Source organism: Enterobacter cloacae complex sp. P24RS (assembly GCF_014982165.1).
Classification (GTDB): Bacteria; Pseudomonadota; Gammaproteobacteria; order Enterobacterales; family Enterobacteriaceae; genus Enterobacter; species Enterobacter quasihormaechei.
The window spans coordinates 1-19,047 of the sequence record NZ_JADCKU010000014.1 but is presented as its reverse complement, the minus strand read 5'-3'; the positions used below and the strand labels follow the sequence as shown (position 1 = coordinate 19,047).

Here is a 19,047-nt window from a genome sequence, read left to right as displayed (position 1 = left end):
CTCCTTATTTTTCCTGCCAGCTAAAGCAACGGGCGATCAGCATCAGCCCTTGCTCCAGCAGCAACCCGACCACGCCAATGATGACGATGGCGATGAGAATGTTTTCAACGTTGAGGTTGTTCCACTCGTTCCAGATCCAGAAGCCAATGCCCAGGCCCCCGGTGAGCATCTCGGCGGCGACAATCACCAGCCAGGCAATGCCGATGGAGAGGCGTACCCCGGTCAGCACCGCAGGCAGCACGGCGGGAAAAAGAATGCGACGCATGATGGTCCACTCGGAGAGTTGCAGCACGCGGGCCACGTTCAGGTAGTCCTGCGGAATGCGGCGCACCCCTTCGGCGGTGTTGATGACCATTGGCCAGATGGAGCAGATAAAAATGGTCCAGCTCGATGCCGGCTCCGCCTTCTGGAACAACAGCAGGCCGATGGGCAGCCAGGCCAGCGGGCTGACCGGGCGCAGGAGCGCGATCAGCGGGTTAAACATGCGTGAGAAAAAGGTGAAGCGGCCAATCAAAAAGCCCAGCGGAATGCCCGCCAGCGCCGCCAGGCCAAAACCGATGGCGACGCGCTGCAACGACGCAAGCACGTTCCAGCCGATGCCCATATCGTTTGGCCCGTCGCGATAAAACGGATCGGCGAACAGGGTTATGGCCGAATCAAGCGTGCTGAGCGGCGTCGGAAAGCCTTTACTGCTTATCGCTGCCAGCTGCCAGAGCATCACCAGCAGCCCGAGACCGAGCAGCGCCGGGATGACGCGCTGTAAAAAATCGTTCATCCGGCGCGCAAAGGCGGGCGTGCGGCGGCGAACCTGTAACGGAGGCAGGACAATCACTTCCCCGCTCTCTGACGTCTCTTGTGGTTTCCTATTTTGCAGATGCGGCATACTCAGGCCCCTTTACGGTGAATGGCGAAGCGGTTGGCGTATCCTTCCGGATCGGTGCCGTTCCAGACGGTGCCGTCCATCAGGGTGCTGCTGCGATACGGTGATGACGGTGTAGACATGCCGCCCACGGCGGTAGCGGCATCCTGCCAGACCACGGTCTGGTTAATGCGCTGTGCGATGCCCGCATAGTCCGGCGCGGCGTTAAGCAAGCCCCAGCGGCGGAACTGGGTTAAGAACCACATCCCGTCGGAGAGGTACGGGTAGCTCACGGCCCCCTCGTTGAAGAAGCGGATCGGGTGCGCATCCTGCCAGCGCTGGCCCAGGCCGTTGTCGTACTCGCCGAGCATGCGTCCGGTGAGGTACTGTTCCTTGCAGTTCAGCCAGGCGCGGCGAGAGAGGATCTGCGCGGTTTCACGTTTGTTTTCCGCCGACGCGTCGATCCAGCGCGCGGCTTCCATTACGGCGCTTACCAGCGCCCGCGCGGTGTGCGGATTTTTCGCCACCCAGTCGCGGCGGGTGCCGAGGATTTTTTCCGGGTGATCGGCCCAGATGGACTGCGACGTGGCGGCGGTAAAGCCGATGCGGTCGTTAATCGCCCGCGCGTTCCACGGCTCGCCGACGCAAAACCCGACCATGTTGCCGATGCGCATGTTCATTACCATCTGCGGTGGCGGCACCACCACGGTGCGGACGTCGTCAAAGGGATTGATGCCCGCGCTGGCCAGCCAGTAGTAGAGCCACATGGCGTGGGTCCCCGTCGGGAAGGTATGCGCGAAGGTGTAGGTTCCCGGCGCCTGCTGGCCGATCAGCTTTTTCAGCCTGTCGAGGTCACGAACGCCCTTCTCCGCCAGATCGCCTGAAAGCGTGATGGCCTGGCCGTTCTGATTGAGGGTCATCAGGTTCGCCATCTGCTGTGGCTTGCCCGCGATCCCCAGCTCCAGCCCGTACAGCAGGCCGTAAAGAATGTGCGCGGCGTCCAGTTCACCCGCCACCAGCTTGTCGCGCACCGCCGCCCAGCTCGCCTCTTTGGTCGGCACAATGGTAATGCCATGCTTTTTATCGAACCCCTTCAGGGCCGCGATAACCACTGGCGCGCAGTCGGTCAGGGGAATAAACCCGATACGCACGGTATCCTGCTCTGGCTTATCTGACCCCGCCGCCCACGCGGCCTGCATGACACCCGGCAACAGCATCGCGCCACTCGCCAGTAGGCTGGCCTGCAATAACCGCCGTCTCGACAAATCCGCCATAATCGCTCCTGAAAAAAAGCAAAAAAAAGCGCCCGACGGTGCTGAAGCACCGCTGGACGCCTTTATCCCGAAGACGCATGCACCGCCGTTGGCGCATCGTCAGAAATGGTTAATCTGTTAATGCAAAGGTAATGCCAGCTTTTAATCCCTTGTTTTTCAGGCCTTACTTCGCCTGAATGTGATTTGACGCACTCTAAACAGGCAGAAAATGCCCACCGATCGTGCAACTACTCCTTAGGGATGACTGGCAAGAGGTTCTTGACGGTGAGCAGCGCACGGGCGATATCCACCATGCGCTGGTTTTTATCCATCGCCATTTTGCGCAGGGCAGTCCACGCCTGCTCTTCGCTCATATTCTGGTGAGCAATCAGTATGCTTTTGGCTTTGTCGATGGTCTTCCGCTCTTCCAGCGTATCGCGCAGCGAGGCAAGCTGGCGGGAAAGCTGTTCTATCTCGCGCGCCTGCTGGCGCACCAGCGTAAGCAGAGGTTTATCCGGGTAAGGCGCGAGAGGTTCATCGGGATCGCTTAACCGGCCGCGGCCGTCCTCGCTGCGAAGACGTTCCTCCACCGTCAGCATCAGATCGGCGATCATCCCCTCCTCCAGCGTGCGCAGATGCTCGAGGCGGCTTGTCTGTAAGGTAAACCACGTCAGCGCGACGTTACCGCCGTTAGCACCGGGCTGGCGGGTACAGGCCACGCGTCTCAGCTGCTCGGTTTCCAGGCCCGGCAGGCAGTTCTGGGCAAACGCCTCCTGCACCCCGGCGCGGCTGTGAGAAAGAAAGATGTCGAAGCAGGCCTGCTGCCCGTCGATCCGGTCCACCAGCCTCTGGCGGGTTTCATCATCAAAAAACCCCAGGGTAAAACCAATTGCCCCCAGCGCGCGCTCCTGCCCCACCAGCTCTTTGCCCTGCATCAGGCTAAAAAGCGCGACGAAACGGCCCGCAATGTGCGGATCGTCAATGCTGTCATTGAGCTGCGGGACGATACTGAGCAGATGGCGAAGCATCCGGCTGTAGTGCTCCATCGCCTGAGGAGCGGTAATACTTTGCTGCGTCACGCCCTCGCGAAGGGCCGGCAGCGTCTCCAGGCATTGCAGCGCAACGGCGATGCGTTCACAGACGGCACTTCCGGGCAGCGACGCCTGACCTTTCAGCAGGGTAAGCAATACCGCCAGGTTTTCATCCACCAGCCCCCGGCTGGCTTTGCATTCCGGGGCATAGAGTTTGCCCTGCGAGCAAAGCCAGACGTTTGACGCGCCGCGCTCACACTGTAGCATATGCACCAGCTGGCTAATGCTGTTCACCAGCTCTCCCAGCTGCGCAAGTCTGCTGAGCTGTTCCCTGCGCTGATATGTTGCGCGCTGGAACCATTCGGTTGCGCCGGGCAAACGGCCAGTGATTGTCGTCATCTTCTCTCTCCCGGATCGGTCATCTCCGCTGAGACAAGCAATATTCGTGCCTTTAAAAGAACAGGAGTCAACATGCAAAAAATCGTTATCGTCGCCAACGGGGCGGCCTACGGCAGCGAATCCCTCTTCAACAGCTTGCGTCTGGCGATCGCCCTGCGCGAAAAAGAGAGCGAAACCGATTTGCGGCTGTTTTTGATGTCGGATGCGGTCACCGCGGGGCTGAAAGGACAGAAACCGGCTGAAGGCTACAACATTCAGCAGATGCTGGAGATCCTCACGGCGCAAGATGTGCCGGTCAAACTGTGTAAAACCTGCACGGACGGGCGCGGCATTACCGGGCTGCCGCTGATTGATGGGGTTGAGATCGGCACGCTGCCTGAGCTTGCCGAGTGGACGTTGGCTGCGGACAAGGTGTTAACCTTTTAAATCGACTGACGCCCGGTCAGCCGGGCGTCGTATTCAGGCAAAACCGGGGCGCAGCGTATTGCTGAGCGGGTTGCCCTCCAATAGAGTTTTCACCTTCACCACCAGCTCGCTCAGACAGTCGTCCTGCATACCAAGACGCTTTAGCTCCTGATCGAGCGAGAAAAGATACTGGGCGTTCGTGCCCAGCGGTCCGCTGGCGGCGGCAATCAGCGGGGCAATCACCTGGGTTCGGGTGTCGGCTTCATAGAGCGGATGACGCGGATCCATAATAAATACCAGCGCGTTTACGGTGCGGCCATCGTCCAGTTCCAGCCTGCACCAGCTGGGCATATAGCAGCCGGTAATCATCTCGCGCTTCCACAGCAGCGTCAGTTCGTCTTCCAGGGTGGCATCCGGCAGGCGGTATGCCACGCCCGTGGTGCGCCCGCCCTCTTTTAGTGCAAGCATGCGGCCAGGCTGACAGGCGCTGCCGCGTCCGGCCGTCAGACGCAAACAGAACGCACGGTGCCAGCCCGGCAGCGTGCCGGTTGCCGATTCGACATACTCCAGCGCCGGATTCCACATCAGCGAGCCATAGCCAAAAATCCAGACCGGGCCATCATCCGGGCGACAGGCCAGCGTTGCCGCAAGCGACGCCGCACGTTGTTCAGCCGACCACAGAAGCGATTCCTCAATAGCACCAAATGCCGTTTTACAATCTGCCTTCATCAAGAAATCACGCGTTAACACATTACACCTCCGCCACTGCATGCTTCCTTGCGACATCTGTAGTTCGCCTTCCCGGCATTCTGCGCTGTTCATTTTAACAGCAGCCGAGCAACGATAAGCAATTCGCGGGCCAGATGCAATACAACGGCAGATCAACCGCCTGAAAAGTCAAAACGAAGGCAGCGTATTAGTCGGCGGCTATTTCTTTTTGTGCCACTTATCATCGTCTCCCTTTTCATAGTCATTTTTTACGGCGGCCCAGGCTACCTTATGCGCCGTCTCTTCACGGCTGGCATCATCCCGGCGGTCCTCTTTATCTTTGTACTGATCCCAGGCGCTGTTAAAGGCTTCTTTGTAGATATCCTGCGCGTGGGCAGGCAATACGTGTTGCACGTTATCCGGTAATTCGCTTTTCGATTTGTATGGCATCGTTAACCTCTCTTTTTGGCTAAAAGATAAGTGTGGACGAGGATACGCCAGGGTGCCAGCCGACAGGAAGAAATGAACGACTTAAAATCACAACGTGTTGTTATTAAATTATTATTTTATGAAGATGAGGTATTATAACCCTCAAGCATAAAAAACATTACAAAGGGTAAAATTAAGTAAAAAACAAAGGGTATTTAACAGATTTCTGTTAGTTTAATGTCCTCAAAATCTATCTATAATTACAAGCACCTGCATTGACGGAGAAGCACATGACAGCAACACACGAGGCGGTAAAGACCCGCCACAAGGAGACGTCTCTCATTTTCCCGGTTCTGGCACTGGCTGTGCTGCTCTTCTGGGGAAGCAGTCAGTCACTGCCAGTGGTGGTCGGGATCAATATTCTGGCGCTGGTAGGTATTTTAACCAGCGCATTTAGCGTCGTCCGCCATGCGGATGTCTTAGCACACCGTTTGGGAGAGCCGTACGGCTCATTAATATTAAGTCTTTCGGTTGTTATTCTTGAAGTCAGCTTAATTTCCGCATTGATGGCGACCGGCGACGCCGCGCCAACGTTAATGCGTGATACGCTCTATTCCATCATCATGATTGTCACCGGCGGCCTGGTCGGTTTCTCGCTTTTACTCGGTGGTCGTAAATTTGCCACCCAGTACATGAACCTCTTTGGCATTAAACAGTATCTGATTGCCCTGTTCCCGCTGGCGATTATCGTGCTGGTATTCCCGATGGCGCTGCCGGGTGCAAACTTCTCCACCGGCCAGGCGCTGCTGGTCGCGCTGATTTCCGCGGCGATGTACGGCGTATTCCTGCTCATTCAGACCAAAACGCACCAGAGCCTGTTTGTTTACGAACATGAAGATGACAGCGACGACGATGACCCGCACCACGGCAAGCCGTCGGCCCACAGCAGCGCGTGGCACACGGTTTGGCTGATCGTGCATCTGATTGCGGTTATCGCGGTCACCAAGATGAACGCCAACCCGCTGGAAACGCTGTTAACCGAACTGAACGCGCCGGTCGCCTTTACCGGTTTCCTGGTGGCACTGCTGATCCTGTCGCCAGAAGGCCTGGGCGCGCTGAAAGCGGTGCTGAACAATCAGGTGCAGCGTGCGATGAACCTGTTCTTCGGCTCCGTACTGGCGACCATCTCCCTTACCGTTCCGGTGGTAACGTTGATTGCCTTTATGACGGGGAATGAATTGCAGTTTGCGCTGGGGGCACCAGAGATGATTGTGATGGTGGCGTCGCTGCTGCTGTGCCAGATCTCCTTCTCTACCGGTCGCACCAATGTGCTTAACGGCGCGGCACATATGGCGCTGTTTATTGCGTATCTGATGACGATATTTGCGTAGTGTTTTTGCCCAGCGGCGCTTCGCTTGCAGGGCCTACGGTTTTGTAGGCCGGGTAAGCGCAGCGCCACCCGGCAATATGCCCCATAAAAAAACCCGCCGAAGCGGGTTTTTTATTAGTTACTGGTATCCAGCTCGTCGAAGCTCTTCACCAGATCGTCAATCGCCTTGATCTGCTTCAGGAACGGCTCCAGCTTATCCAGCGGCAGCGCGGATGGGCCGTCGCATTTCGCGTTAGCCGGATCCGGGTGCGCTTCAATGAACAGGCCCGCCAGGCCGGTTGCCATCCCGGCGCGTGCCAGTTCGGTCACCTGCGCACGACGGCCGCCGGACGCTGCACCAAACGGGTCGCGGCATTGCAGAGAGTGGGTTACGTCGAAAATCACCGGAGACTGGTTAGAGACGTTCTTCATCACGCTGAAGCCCAGCATATCCACAACCAGGTTGTCGTAACCGAAGTTTGAACCACGGTCGCACAAGATCACCTGGTCGTTACCGCCTTCGATAAACTTGTCGACGATGTTACCCATCTGACCTGGGCTCACAAACTGCGGTTTCTTCACGTTAATCACGGCACCGGTTTTCGCCATCGCTTCAACCAGGTCAGTCTGGCGAGCCAGGAACGCCGGAAGCTGAATCACGTCTACTACGTCTGCCACGGGCTGCGCCTGAGAGGCTTCGTGCACGTCGGTGATCACTTTCACGCCAAACGTCTGTTTCAGCTCCTGGAAAATCTTCATTCCCTCTTCCAGGCCCGGGCCACGGTAGGAGTGAATGGAGGAGCGGTTGGCTTTGTCAAAAGAGGCTTTAAACACGTACGGGATGCCCAGCTTTTGGGTCACGGTCACGTAGTGTTCGCAGATGCGCATAGCGAGATCGCGGGATTCCAGCACGTTCATACCGCCAAACAGCACGAACGGCAGGTCGTTTGCCACGTTGATATCACCAATGCTAACCACTTTTTGTTTCATAGGATCGCCTTATTCAGGTGTGAATCGGAATTAAGATTAATGCAGTGTAATGTGTTTATGCGCGATCGCGTTGATCTGCGCGCGAATCATTTCGCTGATCGGATCTTCCGGACATTGCTCGACGAAATAATTCAAATCATTCAGCGCCACGTGCTCACAGTCGAGCTGCGCATAAATCAGGCCGCGATCGCGGATTTCGTACGGATCTTCCGGATTGAACTGCAACAGCACTTCGCTTGCGCGCAGGGCCAGCTCCATCTGACGCTCTTCCATCAGCGCAGACTTCAGCGTATCCAGCAGCTTGCGGATCACCTCAGCGTTATCGGCTTCATCGAGATCTTCATTGAAGAGCTCAGCAATAGGGCTAATATTGCCCTTCAGCCAGACGTCCAGCGTATGTTCATCCAGCGTGTCGCCGTTAAACGGATTGATTAACCACATCTCCCCGTCCAGCCACTCCGCCCGCAAAATCATCTGCGTCGGGAAAATGACCGGCACCAGCGGAATATCCAGCCGGTGCGCAACCCACAGTAAAATGGCGCCCAACGCGACGGCGCTGCCCTGACGATTCTTCAACACCTGGTCCAGCCACAGTGCGTCAGACAGGCGGTATACGCCTCGCGTGTCGCAGAAACCCCATTCGCCGTAGAAAAGCTCTATCAGCTTCTCTAATTGCCAGTCCTGCGGACGTGCCTGATTGATCTCTTCGCGCGCCAGGCTGACCAGATTTTCCAGTTCAGCGTAAACGTACTGCGACGTGAAATCGTCGCGGATCATCTCTGAAATCAGGATCATGCCATCGCAGAGCGGCACTTTGTTAAATTCGAAATCGGCTAAGGACCTCATGACTTACCCCAGTAACGGTATTCTTGTGGTGGCGAGTTTAATGATGATGTACAGCACCACCAGACCCAGCAAAAAGCGTGCTGGCTGCGCGGACGGTAACGCCTACGCGCGATAAAACCCAAAACGATGTAGATGATAACGCCAAACAGCGTCTCAGTCAGCCATGCGCCTTTATCAGTAAATGGCGTATCGACTACTTTCATGCCCACTGCCCCAGCGTGAGGCGTTCGTTGCCGCCGTAATCCCGGCAGGTTTCCACCGCGGCGTAACCGGCACGCGTAAACAGCGCTCGCACCGCCTCCCCCTGCGTCCAGCCATGTTCTACGAGCAGCCAGCCACCGGGAAGCAAATGTTGCCGTGACGTTGTCACAATGTGATCGAGATCCGCAAGTCCGTGATTCGCAGCGACCAGCGCCGTCAGCGGTTCAAAGCGAACGTCGCCCTGCGCGAGATGCGGATCGGCTTCGTCAATGTAGGGTGGATTGCTGACAATCATGTCAAACATGCGGCCTTCAAGCGCGGCGAACCAACTGCTTTGCAGAACGGAAACATTGCTCAGCCCCAGGCGCGCAACGTTACGCTGCGCCAGCGTGACCGCATCAGGCATCACGTCCACTGCCGTGACGGTGCAGTCCGGCCGCTCGCTGGCCAACGCCAGCGCAATCGCGCCGGTGCCGGTACCGAGGTCGAGAACAGGGCAGCCCTGCGCCGGCAGCCGCGCCAGCGCCTGCTCCACCAGACACTCGGTGTCCGGGCGCGGGATCAGCGTGGCCGCCGAGACGTACAGCGGCAGCGACCAGAACTCACGTTCGCCCACCAGATGCGCCACCGGCTCGCCGGTTTTACGGCGGTCAAGGAGCACTTCCAGCTGCGCCAGCTGTTCAGCGGTCAGTTCGGTTTCACCGAAGGCCAGTAAATACGTCCGGGCTTTGCCCGTCACGTGTTCCAGCAGGATTTCAGCGTCGCGCTTCGGGCTTTCGCTCGCGGAAAGCGCGCTGGCGGCATGGCGTAGCCAGCGTTGAAAATCCATTAATCCTGCTCGGACAGCGCCGCCAGCTGGTCGGCCTGGTATTCCTGCACGATAGGCTCAATCAGCATATCGAGCTTACCTTCCATCGCCTCATCCAGACGGTAGAGCGTCAGGTTAATGCGGTGATCGGTGACGCGGCCCTGCGGGAAGTTATAGGTGCGGTTACGGTCGCTGCGATCGCCGCTGCCCAGCAGGTTACGACGGGTAGACGCTTCCGCCTGCTGGCGTTTCGCCATTTCCGCCGCGTGAATGCGCGCGCCCAGCACGGACAACGCCTTGGCTTTGTTTTTGTGCTGGGAACGTTCGTCCTGACACTCCACCACAATCCCGGTCGGCAGGTGAGTAATACGGATGGCGGAGTCGGTGGTGTTAACGTGCTGACCGCCCGCCCCTGACGAGCGGAAGGTGTCGATACGCAGATCCGCCGGGTTGATGTCCGGCAGTTCCGCTTCCGGCAGCTCGGGCATGACCGCCACCGTGCAGGCTGAGGTGTGAATACGTCCCTGCGATTCGGTCGCCGGCACGCGCTGCACGCGGTGACCGCCAGATTCAAATTTCAGCCGACCATAGACGCCGTCGCCGCTGATTTTGGCGATAACCTCTTTGTATCCGCCATGCTCGCCTTCGTTGGCGCTCATGATCTCCACGCGCCAGCGGCGTGATTCCGCATAACGGCTGTACATACGGAACAGATCCCCGGCAAACAGCGCCGCTTCGTCGCCGCCGGTACCGGCGCGCACTTCCACAAAGGCGTTACGCTCATCGTCCGGATCTTTCGGCAGCAGAAGTACCTGAAGCTGCTGCTCCATCTCTTCTGAACGCGCTTTGGCGTCCTGTAACTCTTCCTGCGCCATCTCGCGCATTTCAGGATCGTCGAGCATCATCTGCGCGGTTTCGATATCTTCCTGGACCTGTCGCCAGTCGGTAAAGCATTTTGAAACATCACTTAACTGCGCGTATTCACGCGACAGCGCGCGAAAACGTTCCTGGTCGGCAATGGTCCCGGCATCGCCGAGCAGCGCCTGGACTTCTTCATGGCGCTCGTGCAGAGCTTCCAGTTTAGCGACGATAGAAGGCTTCATAGGCGTAAATGCACCTTGTCATAGAAAATGGGTATAGGGCGCTATTCCAGCCCGAGGCTGTTGCGCAGAATAGTCAGGCGTTCATCGTCCCCGTCACGGGCAGCCTGCTGAAGAGATTTGGTTGGCGCATGGATCAGGCGGTTGGTCAGTTTCCAGGCCAGATCCTGCATAATCGCCTGCGCGTCGCCGCCCTGTTCAAGGGCTGCCAGCGCTTTGGCCGTCAGGTCATCACGCACCTGCTCCGCCTGACCGCGATACTCGCGAATAGTCTCGCTGACGCTTTGCGCGCGCAGCCAGGCCATAAATTCACTGGTTTCCTGCTCAACGATAGTTTCCGCCTGCACTGCCGCCGCTTTACGCTGGGCAAGGTTGTGCGAAATGATGGTTTGCAGGTCGTCCACGCTGTAGAGGTAGGCGTTGGCCAGTTTGCCCACTTCCGGTTCGACATCGCGCGGAACGGCGATATCCACCAGCAGCATAGGCTGATTGCGGCGAGATTTCAGCGCACGCTCGACCATCCCTTTCCCGATGATCGGCAGCGGACTGGCGGTCGAGCTGATAATAATGTCCGCCTCTTTCAGACGTTCATCGATGTCGCTCAGCGCAATCACCTCAGCGCCCACTTCATCTGCCAGCACCTGCGCACGTTCGCGGGTGCGGTTGGCGATGATCATCTTTTTCACTTTGTGTTCACGCAGATGGCGCGCCACCAGCTCGATGGTTTCGCCCGCCCCCACCAGCAGTACGGTGACGGTCGACAGCGATTCAAAGATTTGACGGGCAAGGGTACAGGCCGCGAAAGCAACCGAAACCGCACTGGCACCAATGTCGGTTTCGGTTCGCACACGCTTCGCCACGGAGAATGACTTCTGGAACATACGCTCCAGCTCGCTGGCTTTCAGATGCCCTTTCTGGGAATCCGCGAAAGCTTTTTTTACCTGGCCGAGGATCTGCGGCTCGCCCAGCACCAGCGAATCCAGACCGCTGGCAACGCGCATCAGATGGCTGACCGCATCGTTATCCTGATGCCAGTACAGGCTGTTGCGCAGCTCTTCTTCGTTGAGATTGTGGTAGTCACATAGCCAGCGGATCAGCGCCTCGTGCAGGTTGTCCTGCTCTTCTACGCTCAAATACAGCTCGGTGCGGTTGCACGTCGACAGCACCACGCCGCCCTGCACCATCGGCTGTGCAAGCAGGCTGTCCAGCGCCAGGTCGAGCGTATCCGGCGAAAACGTAACGCGTTCTCGCAGTGAAACCGGGGCTGTTTTGTGGTTAATACCGAGTGCTAATAGGGTCATGTTGAGCGGGAGTAGTACCAGCGTTAATAAGGTTAGCAGGACGCATCATACAGGATGCGCGAGATCAATAAAAGAGACCGCACCCTTTCGGAGTAATAGGTTACTCAACGCTTTGAGATAATTTGAACGTAGACGGTGACACCCTTCAACGCTAGCATTAACACTTATAACTGCAACGTATCTCAAGGATTTGTCATCATTATGACCCGAATGATTCGCCTGCTGCCTCTGGCGGCCCTGGTTCTGACCGCCTGTTCCGTTCATCAGCCGAAAGGCCCCGGCAAAAGCCCCGACTCACCGCAGTGGCGCCAGCACCAGCAGGACGTGCTGAAGTTAAGCCAGTACCAGACCCGCGGTGCGTTTGCCTATCTCTCTGACGAACAAAAGGTTTACGCCCGTTTCTTCTGGCAGCAAACGGGTCAGGACAACTATCGCCTGCTGCTGCTGAACCCGCTGGGCAGCACCGAACTGGAGCTTAACGCGAAGCCTGGCGAAGCGCAGATCACCGACAATAAAGGCCAGCACTACACGGCCACCGACGCCGAAGAGATGATTGGCAAATTAACCGGGATGCCGATTCCGCTCAATAGCCTGCGCCAGTGGATCCTTGGCCTGCCGGGTGATGCGACCGACTATACGCTCGACGATCAATACCGTCTGAGCCAGGTGAACTACACCCAGGGCGGTAAAACCTGGAAAGTGGTGTACAGCGCGTATGACAGCAAGACACAACCGTCGCTGCCGTCCAACATGGAGCTGACGCAGGGCAGCCAGCGTATCAAGCTGAAAATGGACAACTGGATCGTTAAATGATGACCGAGTGGCCCTCTCCTGCAAAACTGAACCTGTTTCTCTACATTACCGGGCAGCGCGCTGACGGCTATCATACTCTGCAAACGCTGTTTCAGTTTGTTGATTACGGCGACACGATTTTCATTGAACCGCGTCAGGACGGGCAAATTTGCCTGCTGACGCCGGTCGACGGCGTGGCGCACGACGATAACCTGATCGTGCGTGCCGCGCGCCTGCTGATGAAAGCGGCGTCGGCGTCGGGTCGCCTGCCTGCGGGAAGCGGTGCGGATATCCGTATCGACAAGCGTCTGCCGATGGGCGGCGGTCTTGGTGGCGGTTCGTCAAATGCCGCGACCGTTTTGGTGGCGCTTAACCACCTGTGGGGCTGCGGTCTGACAACGGACGAGCTGGCAGCGCTAGGGTTAACGTTGGGCGCAGATGTACCGGTATTTGTGCGCGGCCACGCGGCGTTTGCCGAGGGCGTGGGTGAAATCCTCACGCCGGTTAATCCGCCGGAAAAATGGTATCTGATTGTTCACCCCGGGGTGAGCATTCCTACCCCGGTCATCTTTAAAGATCCTGACCTGAAAAGAAATACCCCGGTACGGTCAATAGATACGTTATTAAATTGTGAATTCAGCAACGATTGCGAGGATATCGCAAGAAAACGTTTTCGCGAGGTTGATGCGGTGCTTTCCTGGCTGTTAGAATACGCGCCGTCGCGCCTGACCGGTACAGGGGCCTGTGTCTTTGCTGAATTTGACACCGAATCCGCCGCCCGTCAGGTGCTTGAGCAAGCGCCGGATTGGCTGCATGGTTTTGTAGCACGCGGGATGAACACCTCCCCCCTACAGCAGGCCATTCTGGCGCAGACTGAGTTTCGGTGACAACGTCACCCTGTTCCAGACGTTGCATCGCGCTCTTTAATACACCGCCTGGATAGCGTTTGCTTAGGCCCCGCAGTTTGCGGCGAACGCTATCCACCACTGGACGCATGCCTGAGGTTCTTCTCGTGCCTGATATGAAGCTTTTTGCTGGTAACGCCACCCCGGAACTAGCACAACGTATTGCCAACCGCCTGTACACTTCCCTCGGCGACGCCGCTGTAGGTCGCTTTAGCGACGGCGAAGTCAGCGTACAAATTAACGAAAATGTACGCGGTGGTGATATTTTCATCATCCAGTCCACCTGTGCTCCAACGAACGACAACCTGATGGAATTGGTTGTTATGGTCGACGCGCTGCGTCGCGCTTCTGCTGGCCGTATCACTGCTGTTATTCCTTACTTTGGCTATGCCCGCCAGGACCGTCGCGTCCGTTCCGCGCGTGTGCCAATCACCGCTAAAGTTGTCGCGGACTTCCTGTCCAGCGTCGGCGTTGACCGCGTACTGACGGTCGACCTGCACGCAGAGCAGATCCAGGGCTTCTTCGACGTTCCGGTTGATAACGTATTCGGCAGCCCAATCCTGCTGGAAGATATGCTGCAACTGAATCTGGACAACCCGATTGTGGTTTCTCCGGACATCGGCGGCGTGGTACGTGCTCGTGCTATCGCGAAGCTGCTGAACGATACCGACATGGCGATCATCGATAAACGCCGTCCGCGCGCTAACGTTTCTCAGGTGATGCACATCATCGGTGACGTAGCTGGCCGCGACTGCGTGTTGGTAGACGACATGATCGATACCGGCGGTACGCTGTGTAAAGCCGCTGAAGCGCTGAAAGAGCGCGGTGCAAAACGCGTATTCGCTTACGCAACCCACCCGATCTTCTCCGGCAATGCGGTGAACAACCTCCGTAACTCCGTCATCGATGAAGTTGTGGTGTGCGATACCATCCCACTGAGCGACGAGATCAAGGCACTGCCAAACGTGCGTACGTTGACCCTGTCCGGGATGCTGGCCGAAGCGATTCGTCGTATCAGCAACGAAGAATCCATCTCTGCAATGTTCGAACACTGATCGAGCACGGCCAAAAAACCCGCTACGGCGGGTTTTTTTGTTTATAATTTTCATTTGTATGATTTATGCCTCCTTCACCTGCCATTCACATGACAGATGATGCGCACACGGATGATAGATAATTGTGAAAAACGTAACCTCCTCACATGTTCTGCCCTTTCGCGCCCTCATCGACGCCTGCTGGAAAGAGAAATACACATCGTCACGCTTTATCCGTGACCTGATAGCCGGGATCACCGTCGGGATTATTGCCATTCCGCTGGCGATGGCGCTGGCGATTGGTAGCGGCGTCGCGCCGCAGTACGGTCTGTACACGTCGGCGGTCGCCGGGATTGTGATTGCGCTGACGGGCGGGTCACGCTTCAGCGTCTCCGGCCCAACCGCCGCCTTCGTGGTGATCCTTTATCCGGTTTCCCAACAGTTTGGTCTGGCAGGCCTGCTGGTCGCCACCCTGATGTCCGGCGTCTTTTTAATTCTGTTCGGTCTGGCCCGTTTTGGTCGCCTGATTGAATACATTCCTCTTTCCGTGACGCTGGGGTTCACCTCGGGGATTGGGATCACCATCGGGACCATGCAGATTAAGGATTTCCTTGGTCTGCAAATGGCCCATGTTCCGGAGCACTATTTACAGAAAGTGGGCGCGCTGTTTATGGCGCTGCCGACGGCCAACCTGGGCGATGCGGCCATTGGCATCGTTACCCTCGGGACGCTTGTTGTCTGGCCTCGCCTGGGCATTCGTCTCCCGGGGCATCTGCCCGCCCTGCTGCTGGGCTGCGCCGTGATGGGCGTCGTCAACCTGCTCGGTGGACAGGTCGCCACTATCGGCTCGCAGTTTCACTATATTCTGGCGGACGGTTCACAGGGTAACGGTATTCCGCAGCTGCTGCCGCAGCTGGTTCTGCCGTGGGACATGCCAGGTTCGAGCTTCACCCTGAGCTGGGATTCCCTTCGCGCCCTGCTGCCCGCCGCGTTCTCCATGGCGATGCTGGGAGCGATTGAATCCCTGCTCTGCGCCGTGGTGCTCGACGGCATGACCGGGACAAAGCATAAAGCTAACAGCGAGCTGGTCGGCCAGGGCTTAGGGAACATCGTTGCGCCGTTCTTCGGCGGTATTACGGCAACGGCTGCGATCGCTCGTTCCGCCGCGAACGTTCGCGCAGGGGCGACATCGCCGGTGTCGGCGGTCATTCACTCACTGCTGGTGATCATGGCGCTGCTGATCCTGGCCCCGCTGCTTTCGTGGCTTCCCCTCTCAGCCATGGCTGCCCTGCTGCTGATGGTGGCCTGGAACATGAGTGAGGCGCATAAGGTGGTAAATCTGCTGCGCCGTGCGCCGAAAGACGACATCATCGTGATGCTGATCTGTATGTCGCTGACCGTGCTGTTCGACATGGTTATCGCCATCAGCGTCGGCATTGTGCTGGCCTCGCTGCTGTTTATGCGCCGCATCGCGCAGATGACGCGTCTCTCTCCGGTTAACGTTGAGGTGCCTGACGATGTGCTGGTGCTGCGCGTGATTGGCCCCCTGTTCTTTGCTGCCGCAGAGGGGTTGTTCAGCGATCTGGAGTCTCGTGTAGCGGGTAAACGGATTGTGGTACTGAAGTGGGATGCCGTCCCGGTTCTGGATGCCGGCGGTCTGGATGCCTTCCAGCGTTTTGTGAAACGCCTGCCGGAAGGCTGCGAGCTGCGGGTGAGTAACCTGGAGTTTCAGCCCCTGCGCACGATGGCGCGCGCTGGCGTACAGCCGATCCCTGGCCGACTGGCCTTTTATCCAAATCGCGAAGCGGCACTCGCCGACCTGGAATAAATTGTCTGAAAAAAAGAACGACTCCAGAAGGAGTCGTTCTTTTGTAAAGCTGGCACACTAGCTGGGTTTATGCTGGTCGCGGCGGCATCGTTTATCGTAATGGCGCACCCACCAGTATTTATCGCAGACTTCCTCATGTCCGCTTACGCGCGCCCCGGCGAGCCACAATACCGCACCGAGGAAGATGCTCAGCACCGCGCCATGCGCAAAGTATTGCGGGAGGTCAAGCTGCGGTAATTGGTTTAAAATTGAATAACCGACACCGGCGACCATCACGAACAGTCCCAACCCCATTAGCACGTTACCGAGCATCGAAGCGTTTTTGCGTTTCATATGTCACCTCCGGAACTTTGGGTTGTCAGGGAAAAGCCCCTTCTCCTTGTGTGTAAAGTATAGACAACGCCTCTTATATGAGTTGCGCGAGCGATCACATTTACAGATAACTCCCAGACAAAAATTTACAAATAAGACATTGAACAGCTTGAAATTCTAATTGTTCAAATAAGAAATTATTCGCAATTCGATGTACAGCAGGCGGAACTTTGTCAAGCGGCGCGCCAGACAGTAAACTACGCACCAGATCTGGAACCCATTAGGAAGTAAATCGTGACGATTAAACTGATTGTCGGCCTCGCCAATCCGGGCGCAGAGTATGCCGCTACCCGCCATAATGCCGGCGCCTGGTATGTTGATCTGCTGGCGGAGCGTCTGCGCGCGCCTCTGCGTGAAGAACCAAAGTTTTACGGGTATACCTCACGCATCAATCTTGCGGGTGCCGACGTGCGGTTGCTGGTGCCAACCACCTTTATGAACCTGAGCGGCAAAGCCGTGGCGGCCATGGCAACGTTCTATCGCATCAATCCGGATGAGATTCTGGTGGCCCACGACGAACTGGATCTGCCGCCAGGCGTGGCAAAGTTCAAGCTGGGTGGTGGTCATGGTGGCCACAACGGTCTGAAAGATATCATCAGCAAACTGGGCAATAACCCTAATTTCCATCGTTTGCGCGTGGGAATCGGTCATCCGGGCGATAAAAACAAAGTTGTCGGTTTCGTACTCGGTAAACCACCGGTTTCTGAGCAAAAGCTGATTGACGAAGCGGTAGACGAAGCGGCCCGCTGCACCGAGATTTGGCTTCAGGACGGCTTAACGAAAGCCACCAATCGACTGCACGCTTTCAAAGCGCAATAAACAAGGCCCTGCGGCATTTTTACCGCGCGGCACGTGGGTTACGTGTATAATAGGCATAGTTATTTACTTTTCTTCAATCGGTTATCGTTAACGGATTGATTATCAAGAGATTAAGGTGATTTAGAAATGGGATTCAAATGCGGTATCGTCGGTCTGCCAAACGTGGGCAAATCCACCCTATTCAACGCGCTCACCAAAGCAGGTATTGAAGCGGCGAACTTCCCGTTCTGTACCATCGAGCCGAACACCGGCGTTGTGCCTATGCCCGATCCGCGTCTGGACCAGCTCGCGGAAATCGTGAAGCCGCAGCGCATTTTGCCCACCACCATGGAGTTCGTGGACATCGCGGGTCTGGTAAAAGGCGCATCCAAAGGTGAAGGTCTGGGCAACCAGTTCCTGACCAACATCCGTGAAACCGAAGCGATCGGCCACGTTGTTCGCTGCTTCGAGAACGACAACATCATCCACGTTAACAACAAAGTGGATCCGGCTGACGACATCGACGTTATCAACACCGAGCTGGCGCTCTCTGACCTCGACACCTGCGAGCGCGCAATTCACCGCGTGCAGAAGAAAGCCAAAGGCGGCGACAAGGACGCAAAAGCGGAACTGGCTGCACTGGAAAAATGTCTGCCACAGCTGGAAAACGCGGGCATGCTCCGCGCGCTGAAAAACCTGACTGAAGAAGACAAGGCGGCGATCAAATACCTGAGCTTCCTGACGCTGAAGCCAACCATGTACATCGCCAACGTTAACGAAGATGGTTTCGAGAACAACCCGTACCTGGACAAAGTGCGTGAAATTGCCGCGGCTGAAGGTTCTGTGGTTGTAGCGGTTTGCGCTGCCGTTGAATCCGATATCGCCGAGCTGGACGACGCCGACCGTGAAGAGTTCATGGCCGAACTGGGTCTGGAAGAGCCGGGCCTGAACCGCGTGATCCGCGCGGGTTATGAGCTGCTGAACCTGCAAACCTACTTTACCGCAGGCGTGAAAGAAGTGCGTGCGTGGACCATCCCTGTCGGTGCGACTGCGCCACAGGCGGCCGGTAAGATCCACACAGACTTCGAGAAGGGCTTCATTCGTGCCCAGACCATCGCGTTTGAAGACTTTATCACCTACAAGGGTGAGCAAGGCGCGAAAGAAGCAGGCAAGATGCGTGCGGAAGGGAAAGATTACATCGTTAAAGATGGCGATGTGATGAACTTCTTGTTTAACGTTTGATTTGTTTTGAACGGAAAAAATCCACGCCTTGGCGTGGATTTTTTTTATTTAGTTGTTTTAACTTTAAAAAACACCTTCTTTGAGAGGGTAGCCTTTTACCCCTCCCCATGGATCGTCTAATAAAAATTTAGCAGTGATAGCGTCTTTTTCCGGAACGAGAGTGAAATTATAATAAATTTCATCTCCTTCACATATTTCATAAAAGAGCGAATACGTTTTATTGGTTACATCAATGTTTACGTCAAATTTCTCTGCCGCAGAAGCTATCTGAAGCTTATTTTTATCCGTAATAAAAAATGGCACTACCATGCAGCGTTGAGCATTTTTATCTAATATAAAAGTATTATCTATTTTAATATAGACGTTTGCTCCAAATG

The 19,047-nt window shown here is 56.6% G+C and carries 19 protein-coding genes and 2 pseudogenes; 8 read left to right on the top strand and 13 right to left on the bottom strand.

Features of this window, described 5'->3' with window-relative positions:
- Window positions 1-4 precede the first annotated feature (4 nt).
- The 3 genes from ntrB to nasR all read right to left on the bottom strand — a co-directional run bounded on the left by ntrB (window position 5) and on the right by nasR (window position 3,542).
- Window positions 5-883, bottom strand: coding sequence for a nitrate ABC transporter permease (ntrB, locus tag INF58_RS15240; protein ID WP_193528015.1), 879 nt, complete (start codon window positions 881-883; stop codon window positions 5-7).
- A gap of 2 nt (window positions 884-885) precedes the next feature.
- Window positions 886-2,133: a CmpA/NrtA family ABC transporter substrate-binding protein gene (locus INF58_RS15235; RefSeq protein WP_193528014.1), complete on the bottom strand. Its 1,248-nt coding sequence runs from the start codon at window positions 2,131-2,133 to the stop codon at window positions 886-888.
- Window positions 2,134-2,360: 227 nt separating this feature from the next.
- The gene (gene nasR / locus INF58_RS15230) at window positions 2,361-3,542 is read right to left on the bottom strand and encodes a nitrate regulatory protein NasR (RefSeq protein WP_193528013.1); all 1,182 of its coding nucleotides are present in this window, start codon (window positions 3,540-3,542) and stop codon (window positions 2,361-2,363) included.
- A 72-nt stretch (window positions 3,543-3,614) separates the two neighbouring features.
- Here nasR and INF58_RS15225 point away from each other — a divergent pair, with 72 nt between their 5' ends.
- A complete protein-coding gene (locus INF58_RS15225) occupies window positions 3,615-3,968 on the top strand; it encodes a DsrE/DsrF/TusD sulfur relay family protein (RefSeq protein ID WP_063452228.1) in 354 nt (117 codons plus the stop codon).
- Between the two features lie 33 nt (window positions 3,969-4,001).
- Here INF58_RS15225 and INF58_RS15220 read toward each other — a convergent pair whose 3' ends face one another.
- Window positions 4,002-4,697 carry a gamma-glutamylcyclotransferase gene (locus tag INF58_RS15220; protein ID WP_063452227.1) on the bottom strand — a complete coding sequence of 232 codons (696 nt, stop codon included), beginning with the start codon at window positions 4,695-4,697 and terminating at the stop codon, window positions 4,002-4,004.
- A gap of 177 nt (window positions 4,698-4,874) precedes the next feature.
- Window positions 4,875-5,105, bottom strand: a complete 231-nt coding sequence (gene chaB, locus INF58_RS15215) for a putative cation transport regulator ChaB (protein WP_063865900.1) — start codon at window positions 5,103-5,105, stop codon at window positions 4,875-4,877.
- 269 nt (window positions 5,106-5,374) lie between these two features.
- Between chaB and chaA the strand changes: the two genes are divergently transcribed.
- Window positions 5,375-6,475 (top strand): sodium-potassium/proton antiporter ChaA, encoded by a 1,101-nt coding sequence (chaA, locus tag INF58_RS15210; protein ID WP_024907071.1) that lies wholly within the window; start codon window positions 5,375-5,377, stop codon window positions 6,473-6,475.
- A 113-nt stretch (window positions 6,476-6,588) separates the two neighbouring features.
- Here chaA and kdsA read toward each other — a convergent pair whose 3' ends face one another.
- From kdsA to hemA, 6 genes and pseudogenes are all read right to left on the bottom strand, one after another.
- Complete coding sequence (gene kdsA / locus INF58_RS15205) at window positions 6,589-7,443, bottom strand: 3-deoxy-8-phosphooctulonate synthase (protein WP_003856671.1); 855 nt, start codon at window positions 7,441-7,443, stop codon at window positions 6,589-6,591.
- A 36-nt stretch (window positions 7,444-7,479) separates the two neighbouring features.
- A complete protein-coding gene (sirB1, locus tag INF58_RS15200) occupies window positions 7,480-8,289 on the bottom strand; it encodes an invasion regulator SirB1 (protein WP_022648376.1) in 810 nt (269 codons plus the stop codon).
- Window positions 8,290-8,292: 3 nt separating this feature from the next.
- Window positions 8,293-8,474, bottom strand: a pseudogene (locus INF58_RS15195) (SirB2 family protein); the annotation flags it as partial.
- Between the two features lie 14 nt (window positions 8,475-8,488).
- Window positions 8,489-9,319 (bottom strand): peptide chain release factor N(5)-glutamine methyltransferase, encoded by an 831-nt coding sequence (gene prmC / locus INF58_RS15190; protein ID WP_193528012.1) that lies wholly within the window; start codon window positions 9,317-9,319, stop codon window positions 8,489-8,491.
- Window positions 9,319-10,401, bottom strand: a complete 1,083-nt coding sequence (gene prfA, locus INF58_RS15185; RefSeq protein WP_003856667.1) for a peptide chain release factor 1 — start codon at window positions 10,399-10,401, stop codon at window positions 9,319-9,321. The genes prmC and prfA overlap by 1 nt, the downstream gene beginning before the upstream one ends.
- Before the next feature lie 41 nt (window positions 10,402-10,442).
- Window positions 10,443-11,699 (bottom strand): glutamyl-tRNA reductase, encoded by a 1,257-nt coding sequence (hemA, locus tag INF58_RS15180; RefSeq protein ID WP_063452225.1) that lies wholly within the window; start codon window positions 11,697-11,699, stop codon window positions 10,443-10,445.
- A 201-nt stretch (window positions 11,700-11,900) separates the two neighbouring features.
- Here hemA and lolB point away from each other — a divergent pair, with 201 nt between their 5' ends.
- The 4 genes from lolB (at window position 11,901) to dauA (ending at window position 16,258) form a co-directional block, all read left to right on the top strand.
- Window positions 11,901-12,512, top strand: a complete 612-nt coding sequence (gene lolB / locus INF58_RS15175; protein WP_003856665.1) for a lipoprotein insertase outer membrane protein LolB — start codon at window positions 11,901-11,903, stop codon at window positions 12,510-12,512.
- Complete coding sequence (gene ispE, locus INF58_RS15170) at window positions 12,509-13,378, top strand: 4-(cytidine 5'-diphospho)-2-C-methyl-D-erythritol kinase (RefSeq protein WP_193528011.1); 870 nt, start codon at window positions 12,509-12,511, stop codon at window positions 13,376-13,378. The genes lolB and ispE overlap by 4 nt, the downstream gene beginning before the upstream one ends.
- A 125-nt stretch (window positions 13,379-13,503) precedes the next feature.
- The gene (gene prs, locus INF58_RS15165; protein ID WP_003856663.1) at window positions 13,504-14,451 is read left to right on the top strand and encodes a ribose-phosphate diphosphokinase; all 948 of its coding nucleotides are present in this window, start codon (window positions 13,504-13,506) and stop codon (window positions 14,449-14,451) included.
- Between the two features lie 124 nt (window positions 14,452-14,575).
- Complete coding sequence (dauA, locus tag INF58_RS15160) at window positions 14,576-16,258, top strand: C4-dicarboxylic acid transporter DauA (RefSeq protein ID WP_193528010.1); 1,683 nt, start codon at window positions 14,576-14,578, stop codon at window positions 16,256-16,258.
- Window positions 16,259-16,315: 57 nt separating this feature from the next.
- Here dauA and ychH read toward each other — a convergent pair whose 3' ends face one another.
- The gene (ychH, locus tag INF58_RS15155) at window positions 16,316-16,591 is read right to left on the bottom strand and encodes a stress-induced protein YchH (RefSeq protein ID WP_063865908.1); all 276 of its coding nucleotides are present in this window, start codon (window positions 16,589-16,591) and stop codon (window positions 16,316-16,318) included.
- Window positions 16,592-16,864: 273 nt separating this feature from the next.
- On the opposite strand from ychH, the gene pth reads away from it, so the two are divergent.
- Window positions 16,865-17,449, top strand: a complete 585-nt coding sequence (pth, locus tag INF58_RS15150; protein WP_006810922.1) for an aminoacyl-tRNA hydrolase — start codon at window positions 16,865-16,867, stop codon at window positions 17,447-17,449.
- 126 nt (window positions 17,450-17,575) lie between these two features.
- The gene (gene ychF, locus INF58_RS15145; protein ID WP_010432886.1) at window positions 17,576-18,670 is read left to right on the top strand and encodes a redox-regulated ATPase YchF; all 1,095 of its coding nucleotides are present in this window, start codon (window positions 17,576-17,578) and stop codon (window positions 18,668-18,670) included.
- Window positions 18,671-18,733: 63 nt separating this feature from the next.
- Here ychF and INF58_RS15140 read toward each other — a convergent pair.
- Window positions 18,734-19,047 (bottom strand): annotated as a pseudogene (locus INF58_RS15140) (hypothetical protein); the annotation flags it as partial.

What these genes read in the sequence shown, in the direction of transcription:
- ntrB (WP_193528015.1), bottom strand. Translation starts at nt 883, where the DNA reads ATGCCGCATCTGCAAAATAGGAAACCACAAGAGACGTCAGAGAGCGGG.
- INF58_RS15235 (WP_193528014.1), bottom strand. Translation starts at nt 2,133, where the DNA reads ATGGCGGATTTGTCGAGACGGCGGTTATTGCAGGCCAGCCTACTGGCG.
- nasR (WP_193528013.1), bottom strand. Translation starts at nt 3,542, where the DNA reads ATGACGACAATCACTGGCCGTTTGCCCGGCGCAACCGAATGGTTCCAG.
- INF58_RS15225 (WP_063452228.1), top strand. Translation starts at nt 3,615, where the DNA reads ATGCAAAAAATCGTTATCGTCGCCAACGGGGCGGCCTACGGCAGCGAA.
- chaB (WP_063865900.1), bottom strand. Translation starts at nt 5,105, where the DNA reads ATGCCATACAAATCGAAAAGCGAATTACCGGATAACGTGCAACACGTA.
- chaA (WP_024907071.1), top strand. Translation starts at nt 5,375, where the DNA reads ATGACAGCAACACACGAGGCGGTAAAGACCCGCCACAAGGAGACGTCT.
- kdsA (WP_003856671.1), bottom strand. Translation starts at nt 7,443, where the DNA reads ATGAAACAAAAAGTGGTTAGCATTGGTGATATCAACGTGGCAAACGAC.
- sirB1 (WP_022648376.1), bottom strand. Translation starts at nt 8,289, where the DNA reads ATGAGGTCCTTAGCCGATTTCGAATTTAACAAAGTGCCGCTCTGCGAT.
- prmC (WP_193528012.1), bottom strand. Translation starts at nt 9,319, where the DNA reads ATGGATTTTCAACGCTGGCTACGCCATGCCGCCAGCGCGCTTTCCGCG.
- prfA (WP_003856667.1), bottom strand. Translation starts at nt 10,401, where the DNA reads ATGAAGCCTTCTATCGTCGCTAAACTGGAAGCTCTGCACGAGCGCCAT.
- hemA (WP_063452225.1), bottom strand. Translation starts at nt 11,699, where the DNA reads ATGACCCTATTAGCACTCGGTATTAACCACAAAACAGCCCCGGTTTCA.
- lolB (WP_003856665.1), top strand. Translation starts at nt 11,901, where the DNA reads ATGACCCGAATGATTCGCCTGCTGCCTCTGGCGGCCCTGGTTCTGACC.
- ispE (WP_193528011.1), top strand. Translation starts at nt 12,509, where the DNA reads ATGATGACCGAGTGGCCCTCTCCTGCAAAACTGAACCTGTTTCTCTAC.
- ychH (WP_063865908.1), bottom strand. Translation starts at nt 16,591, where the DNA reads ATGAAACGCAAAAACGCTTCGATGCTCGGTAACGTGCTAATGGGGTTG.
- ychF (WP_010432886.1), top strand. Translation starts at nt 17,576, where the DNA reads ATGGGATTCAAATGCGGTATCGTCGGTCTGCCAAACGTGGGCAAATCC.